General features: G+C 60.4%; 11 protein-coding genes and 1 pseudogene. 2 read left to right on the top strand and 10 right to left on the bottom strand.

The window, feature by feature from the left end:
• Positions 1 to 123: 123 nt before the first annotated feature.
• The 6 genes from NKI49_RS20420 to NKI49_RS20445 form a co-directional block, all read right to left on the bottom strand.
• Positions 124 to 1,269, bottom strand: coding sequence for an ABC transporter permease (locus NKI49_RS20420; RefSeq protein WP_352604863.1), 1,146 nt, complete (start codon positions 1,267 to 1,269; stop codon positions 124 to 126).
• The gene (locus tag NKI49_RS20425; protein ID WP_352604861.1) at positions 1,269 to 2,366 is read right to left on the bottom strand and encodes a microcin C ABC transporter permease YejB; all 1,098 of its coding nucleotides are present in this window, start codon (positions 2,364 to 2,366) and stop codon (positions 1,269 to 1,271) included. Before NKI49_RS20425 ends, NKI49_RS20420 begins: the two co-directional genes overlap by 1 nt.
• Positions 2,367 to 2,396: 30 nt before the next feature.
• Positions 2,397 to 4,265: an extracellular solute-binding protein gene (locus NKI49_RS20430; protein ID WP_352604859.1), complete on the bottom strand. Its 1,869-nt coding sequence runs from the start codon at positions 4,263 to 4,265 to the stop codon at positions 2,397 to 2,399.
• Positions 4,265 to 6,142, bottom strand: a complete 1,878-nt coding sequence (locus tag NKI49_RS20435; RefSeq protein ID WP_352604857.1) for an extracellular solute-binding protein — start codon at positions 6,140 to 6,142, stop codon at positions 4,265 to 4,267. Before NKI49_RS20435 ends, NKI49_RS20430 begins: the two co-directional genes overlap by 1 nt.
• 277 nt (positions 6,143 to 6,419) lie before the next feature.
• A complete protein-coding gene (locus NKI49_RS20440) occupies positions 6,420 to 7,451 on the bottom strand; it encodes a hypothetical protein (RefSeq protein WP_352604855.1) in 1,032 nt (343 codons plus the stop codon).
• Between the two features lie 204 nt (positions 7,452 to 7,655).
• Positions 7,656 to 8,333, bottom strand: a complete 678-nt coding sequence (locus NKI49_RS20445; RefSeq protein ID WP_352604854.1) for a c-type cytochrome — start codon at positions 8,331 to 8,333, stop codon at positions 7,656 to 7,658.
• A gap of 193 nt (positions 8,334 to 8,526) precedes the next feature.
• Here NKI49_RS20445 and NKI49_RS20450 point away from each other — a divergent pair, with 193 nt between their 5' ends.
• Together NKI49_RS20450 and NKI49_RS20455 are read left to right on the top strand one after the other, a co-directional pair.
• Entirely contained in the window at positions 8,527 to 9,255 is a 729-nt protein-coding gene (locus tag NKI49_RS20450; RefSeq protein WP_352604852.1) for a 3-deoxy-manno-octulosonate cytidylyltransferase, read from the top strand.
• Between the two features lie 36 nt (positions 9,256 to 9,291).
• Positions 9,292 to 10,155, top strand: a complete 864-nt coding sequence (locus NKI49_RS20455; protein ID WP_032919796.1) for a prephenate dehydratase — start codon at positions 9,292 to 9,294, stop codon at positions 10,153 to 10,155.
• A 59-nt stretch (positions 10,156 to 10,214) separates the two neighbouring features.
• Here NKI49_RS20455 and NKI49_RS20460 read toward each other — a convergent pair.
• From NKI49_RS20460 to nudC, 4 genes and pseudogenes are all read right to left on the bottom strand, one after another.
• A pseudogene (locus tag NKI49_RS20460) lies at positions 10,215 to 10,644 on the bottom strand (type II toxin-antitoxin system VapC family toxin).
• Positions 10,644 to 10,898 (bottom strand): type II toxin-antitoxin system Phd/YefM family antitoxin, encoded by a 255-nt coding sequence (locus NKI49_RS20465; protein ID WP_352604850.1) that lies wholly within the window; start codon positions 10,896 to 10,898, stop codon positions 10,644 to 10,646. Before NKI49_RS20465 ends, NKI49_RS20460 begins: the two are co-directional and overlap by 1 nt.
• A gap of 119 nt (positions 10,899 to 11,017) precedes the next feature.
• Positions 11,018 to 11,323 carry a Dabb family protein gene (locus NKI49_RS20470; RefSeq protein ID WP_352604848.1) on the bottom strand — a complete coding sequence of 102 codons (306 nt, stop codon included), beginning with the start codon at positions 11,321 to 11,323 and terminating at the stop codon, positions 11,018 to 11,020.
• 31 nt (positions 11,324 to 11,354) lie between these two features.
• The gene (gene nudC, locus NKI49_RS20475) at positions 11,355 to 12,299 is read right to left on the bottom strand and encodes an NAD(+) diphosphatase (RefSeq protein ID WP_352604846.1); all 945 of its coding nucleotides are present in this window, start codon (positions 12,297 to 12,299) and stop codon (positions 11,355 to 11,357) included.
• Between the last annotated feature and the right edge of the window lie 22 nt (positions 12,300 to 12,321).

The following is a 12,321-nucleotide window of genomic DNA, read 5'->3' on the forward strand; positions in this document are numbered from 1 at the left end:
CTGCCGTTTGTGACCCGTCACTGACCGCGGCCATCAGTCGTTTCGACAATTTATTCGCACGCTCATTTCGCTCAAGCTGCCGCACTGGGAATATATCATGCTGAATGCCGGTCCGCATCGTTGTCATCTGAACGTCTTGCGCGGGTCGAAGGCGTCGCGCGTCGCCTCGCCGACGAAGACCAGCAGCGACAGCATCAGCGAGATGACGATGAAGCCGGAAATGCCGAGCCAAGGCGCGTTGAGGTTGCGCTGCGCCTGCTTGAGCAGTTCGCCGAGCGAGGCGGAGCCGGGCGGCAGTCCAAAGCCGAGATAGTCGAGCGACGTCAGCGTCGAGATCGAGCCGCTGAGCAGGAAGGGCATGAAGGTCAATGTCGCCACCATGGCGTTGGGCAGGAGGTGCCGGAACATGATGGTGCGGTTGGGCACGCCGAGCGCCCGGGCCGCGTTGACATATTCGAAGTTGCGGGCGCGCAGGAATTCGGCCCGCACCACGCCGACCAGCGCCACCCAGGAAAACAGAAGCATCAGGCCGAGCAGGATGAAGAAGCCCGGCGGCAGGATGGCGGCGATGATGAGCAGGAGATAGAGCACCGGGATCGCCGACCAGATCTCGATGAAGCGCTGGAACAGGAGATCGGTCCAGCCGCCGAAATAGCCCTGCACGGCGCCGGCAGCGACGCCGATCAATGCTGAGCCGGCCGTGAGAATCAAGCCGAACAGCACCGAAATTCGGAAGCCGTAGATGACGCGCGCGAGCACGTCGCGCGCCTGGTCGTCGGTGCCGAGCCAATTCCAGTTGCCGACATTGCAGGCCGGATCATCAGCCCCTTGCGGATACTGGTTGCAGCGCGTCTTGGCGTCATACTGCCATGACGGCTTGGCGGGTGCGGCTTCCGGGATGGCGTTGTTGACTGTCTGGTAGGAGTAGCGCACCGGCGGCCAGATCATCCAGCCATTGGCGTTGATCTCGTCCTGGATGACCGGGTCGCGATACTCGGTGACGGCGTAGAAGCCGCCGAACTTTTCCTCAGGGTAGGCGACCAGCACCGGAAACAGGATCTCGCCCTTGTAGGAGGCGATGATCGGCTTGTCGTTGGCGATGAATTCGGCGAACAGCGACAGCACGAACAGCACAAGGAAGATGCACAGCGACCAGTAGCCGCGCCGGTTCGCTCTGAAGTTCTGCAGCCGGCGCTTGTTGAGCGGCGACAGAAACGGCCGCGGCATCCGCTCCGGCACAACCCCGGCGGTAACACTTGCCTCCGACATCAGACGTCTCTCCGCTCGAAATCGATGCGCGGATCGACCCAGGTGTAGATGAGGTCGGACAGCAAACCGACGAACAGGCCGAGAAGCGAGAAGATGTAGAGGTTGGCGAACACCACGGGATAGTCGCGTTCGACCACCGAGCGGAAGCCGAGCAGGCCGAGCCCATCGAGCGAGAAAATGTTTTCGATCAGCAACGAACCCGTGAAGAAGGCCGAGATGAAGGCGCCGGGGAAACCGGCGATGACGATCAGCATGGCGTTGCGGAAGACATGGCCATAGAGCACCTGCCGTTCCGAGAGGCCCTTGGCGCGCGCCGTCACCACATACTGCTTGCGGATTTCCTCTAGGAAGGAATTCTTGGTCAGCAGCGTCGTCGTGGCGAAGGCCGACAGCACCAGCGCCGTCAGCGGCAAGGTCATGTGCCAGAGATAGTCCGCGATCTTGGCCGGCCATGACAACTGGTCCCAATTGTCCGAGACGATGCCGCGCAGCGGAAACCAGTCCCAGAACGAGCCGCCGGCAAACAGCACCATCAGCATGATGCCGAACAGGAAACCCGGAATGGCATAGCCAACGATGACGACGCCGCTGGTCCAGATGTCGAAGGGGCTGCCGTCCTTCACCGCCTTGCGGATGCCGAGCGGGATCGAGATCAGGTATGACAGAAGCGTGATCCACAGGCCGATCGAGATCGACACCGGCATCTTTTCCAGGATCAGGTTGAGCACCGAAATGTCGCGGAAATAGCTGTCGCCGAAATCGAACCGGATATAATTCCACAGCATGAGGCCGAAGCGCTCCAGCGGCGGCTTGTCGAAGCCGAACTGCTTCTCCAGCTTCTTGATGAATTCCGGATCGAGCCCTTGCGCGCCGCGATATTTCGAGCCGACGTCACCGGCGACATCGAGATTGGAACCCCCCGCGTCGCCACCGCCGCCGCCACCGAGGCGATCGCTGCCGCCCTGGTTGGTCAGCTTGGCGATGACCTGCTCGACCGGGCCGCCCGGCGCGAACTGGATGACCGCGAACGATATCGCCATGATTCCGAACAGCGTCGGGATCATCAGAAGGATGCGGCGCAGGATGTAGGCGCCCATCAGGCTTTCTGCCCTCGTTGGGCGAACATCTTAGCCTTTGCCAATTTTTGCCGCCTTGCCCTTCTCGAACCACCACAGCGCCTCGACCGGAAAGCCGAAATCGGGTTTTTGTTCGGGGAAGCCGAACATGTCCCAATAGGCGCTTCGGTGATTCGCCAGGAACCAACTTGGAATCCAATCGCGCCGCGCACGCAAGACCCGGTCGAGCGCACGCATCGCCACGGTCAAGGTTTCGCGATCCTTTGCGGCACCCACGGCGTCGATCAGCGCGTCGATCGCCGGGCTCGAAATGCCCGGCAAATTGCGCGAGCCGGAGAGCTTGGCGGTTCCGGAATGGAAGAAGACTTCGAGATCGTCCCGCGTCGGCGTCGCGCTGAACGAGAAAGCGGCCGACAGCAGATCGAAATCGAACGTCGCCTGCCTGGACTGGTATTGCGCCGGATCGACCAGCCGGATCGTGGCGTCGATACCGATCGCCTTCATGTTGGCGACCCAGGGCGAATAAACCTGCACGAAGGTGTCGTCGTCGACCATGAACTCGGCTGAAAGCCTGCCGCCCTTGTCGTTGACGACAAAATCGCCCGAGCGTTTCCAGCCGGCTGCGTTGAGAAGCTTCGCCGCCTGGCCAAGCAGCTTGCGGTCGCGTCCGGAGCCGTCCGATGCGGGCTGGGTTACGGCTTCGCCGAAGACCTCCGCCGGAAGCTGGCTTCGCAGCGGCTCCAGCAGGGCCAGTTCTTGCGGCGACGGCAGTCCTTCGGCGAGAAAGTCCGACTTTTCGAAGCAGGAATGCGAACGTTCGTAGGAGCCATAGAAGAAATTGCGCCGCGTCCATTCGAAGTCGAAGCAGAGCGCGATCGCTTGGCGCACGCGCGCGTCGCGAAACTGCTCGCGTCGCTGGTTGACCGCCGTTCCCTGCATGGTCGGCTGCTTCTCGGCCGGGAATTCGTGCTTGACCACCTTGCCGGTGGTAAAAGCGGGAAAGTCGTAGGCGGTTGCCCAGACGCGCGAAGTGAACTCCTCTCGGTAAGTGATTTCTCCCTTCTTGAAGGATTCGAAGCCGGCCATGCGGTTCTGGTAAAACTCGATGCGGATACGGTCGAAATTGTTCTGGCCGCGATTGACCGGAAGATCACGGCCCCAATAGTCGGCGACGCGGTCATATTCGATCCATGCACCGGCCGAGAAGCGCCCGACCTTGTAGGCAGCGGAGCCGAGCGGCGGGTTCAACTGCGAAGAGTCGAATGGATTGGCCATGTAGAAGGCCTTCGACAGGATCGGGAACACCACGACATTGAGCACGGTGCGGGCGGATTGCTTGCCGGAGAAGGTAAGCCGCAGCGTGCGATCGTCTTCGGCGACGGCATCGACCAGATGCGTCAGCGACAGCGACAGGTCGGGGTGACCCTTCTCCTTGTAGAGTTTGAAGGTGAAGGCCGCGTCCTGCGCCGTCAGCGGCGAACCGTCATGGAAACGGGCTTCGGGGCGAAGCGAGAAGGTGAAGCTGTTGCGGTCATCCGACAACGTTACGCCATCGGCGATCTGCCCATAGACGGCGTCGGGCTCATCGAGCGCACGCACCATCAGTGCGTCGAAACACATCTCCATGCGCGGCGGCGCATCGCCCTTGTCGGTGAAGGAATTCAGCGTGTTGAAGGTCTGCGTATCCTGGTTGTAGCCCCAGTTAGGCGGCGAGAAATTGAAAATCCCGCCAATCGGGGCATCGACATTGACATAGTCGAAATGCGCGAAGTCCGCTCTGTATTTGAGATCGCCGAAGGCCGACAGGCCGTGCAACTTGGTGCCGGCTGGGATCTCCGCGAAGGCCTTGCCCGGCAGCAAGGCGGCCGCCGCGGCGGCGGCGCCCAGGGCCAGGAAATCGCGGCGGGGCAGGGCCGCCATCAATTGCTGCCCTTGTACTTCGCGGCGAGCGCCTTTTCCTTTTCCGGATCGATCCACCAGGAATTCTGGTCGGCGCCGATATAGCTCGGTTGTTTGGCCGGAATGCCGAATTTGTTCCAGTAAGCCAGCCAGACCACGGCTCGATAATACTGTGGCACGACGTAGTAATTCCACAACAGCACCCGGTCGAGCGCATGGGTGGCGGCAACCAGATCCTCACGGTCGGTTGCGAAGATGATGCGGTCGACCAGGGCATCGACGACCGGATTCTTGATGCCGGCGTAGTTGCGCGACCCCGGCCTGTCGGCGGCCTTGGAGCTCCAGAAGTCGCGCTGCTCATTCCCCGGCGATTCCGACTGGCCGAGCTGCCCGATAATGACGTCGTAGTCGAAGTTGTTGACCCGGTTGACATATTGGGTCTGGTCGATGATGCGCAACGTGGCGTCGACGCCGATCTTGCGCAGATTGGCGATATAAGGGCTGGAGATGACCTGGTCGGTGTCGTTCCAACCGAGGATCTCGAGTTTGAACGGCTCGCCGTTCTTGGCGTTGACCATCTTGCCGCCCTTGATCACCCACCCGGCCTTGGCGAACAGATCAACGGCTTGCTTCAAATATTTGCGTTCGGCCTGCGGCGAATCGTAGACCGGCAGCTTGAATTCCTGGGTGAACAGCTCGGGCGGCAGCTTGTCGCGATACTGTTCCAGAATTTCCAGCTCCTTGCCTTGCGGCAAACCGCTGGAGGCCAGTTCAGTGCCTTGGAAATAGCTGCTGGTGCGGGTGTTGAAGCCGTAGAACAGCGTCCGGTTCATTGTCTCGAAGTCGAAGGGATAGAGCAGCGCGGCGCGCACCAGGCGGTCCTGGAACTGTGGGCGCCTCTGGTTGAGCATGAAAGCCTGCATCGGCTCCGGCGAGGTGGTCTTGAATTCCTGCTTGATGACATCGCCGGCCTTCACTGCCGGGAAATCATAGAATGTCTTCCAGCGCTTCGAGCTGTTTTCCGGCTTGATGTCGTCAAGCCCGCCCTTGGTGAAGGCCTGCCAGGCGGCATTGTCATCAAGGATGTAAGTGAAACGCTCTGTGTCGAAATTCTCGCGGCCGATCTTCACCGGCAGCTTGGCGCCCCAATAGTCCGGCACGCGCTGCCAGACGATTTCCGAACCGGGCTTGAAGCTGGCGATCTTGTAGGCGGCGGAGCCCAGCGGCGGCTCCAGCGTGGGTCGGGTGACGTCACGCTTCTTGCCATTGGCGTCGGTGCCTTCCCACCAATGTTTCGGCAGCACGGCGAGGTCGCCGAGGATCTTCGGCAGCTCGCGATTGCCTTTCTGGCTGAAATGAAACTCGACTTCACGATTGGAGACGGCCACGGCATCCGTGACGTTCTCGAAATAGCGGCTGTACATCGGGCTGTTCGCCTTCAGCACCTGGAAGGACCAGATCACATCGTCGACGGTGATCGGCTGGCCGTCATGCCATTTCGCGCGAGGATCGAGCCGGTAGGTGGCAGAGGAATAGTCGGCCGGATATTTGTATGCGTCTGCGACCAGCGGGTGGCTGGTACTGCCTTCGTCGGTCGCTTGCTCCATCAGCGTGTCGTAGAGCAGGCCGCCGCCGAACCCGACGAGGCCCGCGGCAGGCGAACCCTGCACGATGTAAGGGTTGAAGCTGTCGAACGTGCCGAGAACCACCGAATTCAGCGTGCCGCCCTTGGGCGCGTTTGGATTGACGTAATCATAGTGCTGGAAATTGTCGCCGTATTTGGACTTGCCGATCAGCGATGAGGTGGTGCGCCATTCGTCGGCATTGGTCACCTGCAATCCCGCCACCAGAAGCGCTGCCGCCAGCAACGGCTTGAGAAGCGTTCGGCCAACCATCATGCACTGTCCTCTTCGCGATACGTGCCAGATCAATCCAGAAAGGCAATCTAGATGATTTGGCGCCCGTGAAAACCGCCATGCGCGGCTTTGTCGCCGCATATGCGTTTCCCTGACAAAAGCCGGGCTGAACCCGACGAAAATATGTCAAGCAGTGTCCGTTGCTATCCATCTTTTGAGCCACCATCCAATACGGAAAGCCGCACTTTGAAGATGCAGGGGCGGCGGCCTAGGATCACACAGCCTTCGAGAAGGCGCTAAGTTGCGCCTGCATCGTGACTCACGATATTTTCGGGATGTAACGATCGGCAATTCCTGTCTGACCAGCCGGCTCGACTCGATTGCCATCGATCATTGCCAAATAAGTGAATTTTCCAAACTTCTCTAAGGGTAATTCGGGCGCTTTCCCTAAAGCCCGGCAGAAAGCGGCTCGTGCTGCAAAGAACGCATGGACATCAGCCAATTCGAGGCAAGGGTGACTTCCTGGCGGTAAAAACGAGGGGATAGGAATGTCTTGACCATGCGCGAGGAAGGCGTGGGCTAAAAAATTCTTCGACCCGAGAAAACTATCGTGAGACCAACCCTCGATGTGGGGGTAACGTGTCACAGGTTTACTAGCATCCATCGCAAATACTGGAAGAAGAGATTGGGAGGTTGTTACATAAATTAAATTAGAGAGAATCGCAACGTGAGAGGTTATTTTTGCCTCTTTCAAAACCTTACCTCTGAATTTCCTGTCACTTGGCGTTTTAAAAAATCCAAAAATGTGAGCATTCCACAAGTACGGTTCTCTTGCGCGAAGTATGTCGGCGCAGGAGTGAAAAAAGTCCATGATATCTGAATATCCAAAGTGCTTGTAAGGAGATTTCAGAATCCTCTTCTTCGGGTCCATCATCTCTGTCGCGTGTATTCTCCATTCCTTCGGATCCAGATCGGGAACATATCTGACCTTTAGCGCTGCCAATTCACGATCGATGTCCTGCAGCGGGCCAGAGGTCGCGCCAATGAATGAATAAGCGTGTTGATCATATGGCCCGACCTGTCTTTCTGCGTCGTCGCCGTAGAAAAAAACGCGATGCTCAAAAGGTTTTGGATTCAAATTAAAGCTGATCTTTGAGCCACAGGAACATTTTTGCTCTGTAGTTTGTTGGAACCAAGCGCCCTTTTCACCTTGCGTCCCATCCGGATAAATAGGGATAAAAGGCTCCTCGTGACGTGTCCATAAATCGGGCCGCACAACCGTTCCGCAATTGCCGCAAATTTCGGTTAGGTCAGCGATCTCCTGCGGCAAGAATGGTGGTTGAGTCGACATGGAGTCACAATAGGCTCGTGAAGAGCACTAATCTACAACTTGGCGACTACTCCGCCCTACGATTTCTGTGTAGATCGCGCGCCAACGTCGCCGCCGATACACAACGGGTGGCAGGGCAGAATAGCGACGAGGGCAGCTATTGATCGACTCACGAAAAAGCCGGGCTGAACCCGGCTTTTTCAAGGTCATCGCGATGATATCAGCCTATTGGGCGGGCGCCGGAGCCGGTGCGGCCGGAGCAGCGGGCTCTGCTGGCTTGGCCGGTGCGGCACCCTCAGGCGGTTTCGCCGGGGCGGCGCCATCCGCGGGCGCGGTCGCATCGGCCGCCGCCCCCGGCGCCGGCAACGGCTTGGGATTGTCCGACAGCGTGCGCAGATAGGCGATCACGTTGGCGCGGTCTTCTTCCTTCGGCAGGCCGGCGAAGCCCATCGCCGTGCCTTTCACGTCTTTCTTGGGCGACGTGATGAAGTGGTTGAGGTTATCGTAGGTCCACTTCTCGGTGCCGCCCTTGGAATATTCCTTCATGCCCGCCGAATAGGCGAAGCCCTCGTGAGAGGCGACCGGACGGTCGACGACGTCCCACAGATCGGGGCCGACCTTGTTCGGACCGCCCTTTTCGCCGGAATGGCAGGCTTGGCATTTCTTGAAGATGGCCGCGCCCTGTTCGACACTCGCGTTGGCCAGAAGATCGGCGATCGGCTTTTCGGCTGCTGCCGGAGCGGCCGGGCCGCCTTCGGCGGGCTCCGCGGCTTCGATGGCGAAGCCGGGCTTTTCCGGAGCGGGCGAGGCAAACAGCGCGTCGGACACGATACCGACCGAGAAGACGACGAAAACGGTTCCGAGCAATCCGGCGAGCAGCTTGTTGACTTCGTTGGAATCCATACGCCCCTTGCTCCCTTTTCCGGCGGACCGAACCGTCCACTCCGTCCGTCGGTATCGAGACCTGCCCTCCAGAGCCGGTCAAATCGCGCGGAAACTAGGTCTTTTGCTTGGGCGTTGCAACACCTATAAGGGCGCTTCCAGTGAGACCTTTTGCCACTTTCCCCCTCCTCTTTTCGGACGCCTCGCCATACCGATGTCCACCTTGATCCTGATCCCGGCCCGCATGGCCTCGACCCGCCTGCCGGGCAAGCCGCTGGCCGACATCGCGGGCGCGCCGATGATCGTGCATGTTGCCCGCCGCGCGGCCGAGGCCGGCCTTGGCCGGGTGGTGGTGGCGACAGACACGCAAGGCGTGGCGGAAGCGGTGCGCGCGCATGGTTTCGAAGCCGTGATGACGCGCATGGACCATGAATCGGGTTCCGACCGCATCCACGAGGCGCTGCTCGCGCTCGACCCGCGGCGCAAGGTCGAAACCATCGTCAACGTGCAGGGCGACCTGCCGACCATCGATCCCGGGATCATTACCGCCTCGCTCAGGCCGTTCGAGGACGAGGCGGTCGATATCGCTACGCTCGGGGTCGAGATCGTCCGCGACGAGGAAAAGACCAATCCCAACGTCGTCAAGATCGTCGGTTCGCCGCTGTCCGACACCAGGCTGAGGGCGCTTTATTTCACCCGCGCCACCGCGCCGTGGGGCGAGGGGCCGCTCTACCACCATGTCGGCCTCTATGCCTATCGTCGCGCCGCGCTGGAACGCTTCGTCGCGCTGAAGCCGTCGCCGCTGGAGCGCCGCGAGCGGCTGGAGCAGCTGCGGGCGCTGGAAGCCGGCATGCGCATCGACGCCGAAATCGTCCAGTCGCTGCCGCTCGGCGTCGATACGCCGGAAGACCTGGAACGCGCCAGAACCATCCTTTCAAACTGAATCTCTTCGAACAGAGCCTTTGGATCGAGTATCGGCATGCCTGAAAAGACCAACAGAATATCCTTCCAGGGCGAGCCGGGCGCCAATTCCGACACTGCCAGCCGCAACGTCTATCCCTCGATGGAGCCGTTGCCGTGCCCGACCTTCGAGGATGCGTTCAACGCCGTCGAGACCGGCAAGGCCGACCTCGCCATGATCCCGATCGAGAACACTATTGCCGGGCGCGTCGCCGACATCCATCATCTGCTGCCGGAATCGAAGCTGCACATCATCGGCGAATACTTCCTGCCGATCCATTTCCAGCTGATGGTGCTGCCCGGCGTCAAGCGCGACGAGATCAAGACCGTGCACAGCCACATCCACGCGCTTGGCCAGTGCCGCAAATACATCCGCAAGAATGGCTGGAAGGCGATCGTCGCCGGCGACACGGCGGGTGCGGCCAAGATGGTTTCCGAGGTCAAGGACCGTACCATGGCCGCGCTGTCGCCGAGACTGGCAGCAGCGCTCTACGGGCTCGATATCATCGAGGAAAATGTCGAGGACACAGATTCCAACGTCACCCGCTTCGTCGTCCTGACCAAGAACAAGCAATGGGCCGAGCGCCCGTCGCCGGACGTCAAGATGATGACCACCTTCATCTTCCGCGTCCGCAACGTGCCGGCCGCGCTCTACAAGGCGATGGGCGGCTTCGCCACCAACGGAATCAACATGACCAAGCTGGAGAGCTACCAGCTGGGCGCTTTCACCGCGACGCTGTTCTACGCCGACATCGAGGGCCATCCCGACGATCCGCTGGTAAAGCTGGCCTTGGACGAACTGCGCTTCTTCTCGCGCGAGGTGCGCATCCTCGGCGTCTATCCGGCCAGCGAGTCGCGCGAGCAGTGGAAGGTGGCGGATTAGGGTGTGTCGCCCAAAACTGCGCAGCGGTTTTGGGGACGACGACATGCAATGACTTGGACCTATCCCTGGAAGTCCCGCGGGTTTACGAGTGCCACTCCAGTTCCCTCGAAATCCCCGATGTTGCGCGTCACCAGCGTCATGCGCCGGGTGAAGGCCATGGCTGCGATATAGGCGTCATTGATCGGTTTGGGATTGGGCACATGCCATTGGGCCGCCTGAACGGCCGCCGCCTCGTCCAGAGACAGGATTCGACCGGAAAATGTTGTGAGAACCGCGTTTTCCAACCAATTGCGCAGCACTTTGCCCGCAATGGCATCATGATATTCCATTCCACCAGTCGTACACCAATCTCCAGTTCGTGCAGGACCACGGAGGAGATAAAGGTTCGGCAGGATCGACGGTCTCGTTCCATAGCACGACATTGGGATGCGCCCTGCCGCTCGCTACCTTTCGCAGTTCGTACACGACATTGGTATCGAGCAACAGCATCAGGACAAGTCTATTGGCTTGGCATGTTCTGTGCGGGGCGGGAGCGGCAAATCAAGGCCTCCAGCTTCCGGCGCAGCTAGCATGTCGCCGAGCGATCGCGTTTTGCCGGTGAGCCGTTTGTACTCCTCGAACGATAAGAGGACATGCACTGGCCGCCCTCTGTCGGTGATGATCACGGGTCCTTCCTTGGCGGCGCGTTTTGCACGGCCAAGGTCCTGATTGAGCTCGCGGCCCGAAAGCGTGGTGACGATCATATCAGCCTCGCAAAAAATGTAGTTGCGTAACTACATTCAATCCGCTTGAGCAGGAATTGCAAGGTTCGGACCTCGAGTGGCAACTGTCGACCACGACCGGGACTGGATGTCGTGCGCTTCTAAATCACCGCGCCAAGCGGCACATAGTCGATCTCCATGAAGGTCTCGACTTCCGGCACCCAGCGGTCGCGCACGAAAGCGACGTGATCGGGATGGTCGTTGTACCTGGTATAGGCGGCCTGGTCGGCGAACTCCATCGAGAAGCCGAACTGATAGTCGTTCTTGGGGCTGACCTGCCGCAATTGCTCGAAATGCGTGACGCCCCGGATCCCGGTGAGGATTTTCTTGGCGTCGACGAGGAATCGCTTTTCCTCCAGCGAGTGCGGCGGATGTTTCAGCGTGAAGACGACGGTGTGACGGATCATTTGTCTCTCCTGCAATGACTTTCAGTGTTGGCTATTCGCTGTCGACCCAGGCGCGGATGAGGTGATGCGCGATGGCGCCTTTCGGCGGCGTGATCAGATTGCCGGGGTGTTCCCTGGCCAGCATCAGGCTGACCTCGTCGCGGGCAAACCAGCGGCAGTCTTCCAGTTCGTCGAGGTCGGCCTGGATATCCTCGTTGAGTGGCTCGCCGAAGCAGCCGATCATCAGCGAATAGGGGAACGGCCAGGGCTGGCTGGCATGGTAGACGACGCGACCGAGCCGGATCCCGGCCTCCTCCAGCGTTTCGCGGCGCACCGCGGCCTCGATCGTCTCGCCCGGCTCGATGAAGCCAGCAAGGGCCGAATACATGCCCGGCGCGAAATGCCGGCCGCGCCCGAGCAGGCATTTCTCCCGCGTCGCCGTCAGCATGATCGCCACCGGATCGGTGCGCGGAAAATGTTCTGTGGCGCAATTCGAGCAATGGCGTTTGTAACCGCCGGCCCGCATCTGCGATTCTGTACCGCATTTGCTGCAGAAACCATGGCTTGCATGCCAGGCAAGCAGGGCAGCCCCTTGCGCCATCGCGCCGGCCGCCGCCTCGTCGATCAGCCCTTGCATGTACACCGAGCGGTAATCGATAGCCTTGACGGTTTCGGGCAGTTGTTCGGCGTCGAGACCGGCCGGAACAGCCAGCACGGGTCCTCGTTCGGAAAAGCCGAGCAGGACGCCTCGGGCGAGGAAGGGCAGGAACGGCTCACTCTCGGCGATGCCGAACCAGGGATCGAGACCGACGCCATCGCCGAGCTTCAGATAGAGCCGGCCGCTACTCATCAGGAGCAGCCGCGTCGTCGGATCGGCGAGCGCCTTGTCGACCGAATCGTCGGCGCGGTTCTCCGATTGCCGGTCGATCGTATTGCCGGCAAAGCCGACGAACTGGCTCGGCTCGCGCAAGGGCGCGTCAAACAGGTGGAAGCTCATGTGGACCATGATGTGTTGGGAT

It is taken from the genome of Mesorhizobium sp. M0587, from assembly GCF_040320945.1.
In the GTDB taxonomy this organism is placed as follows: Bacteria; Pseudomonadota; Alphaproteobacteria; order Rhizobiales; family Rhizobiaceae; genus Mesorhizobium.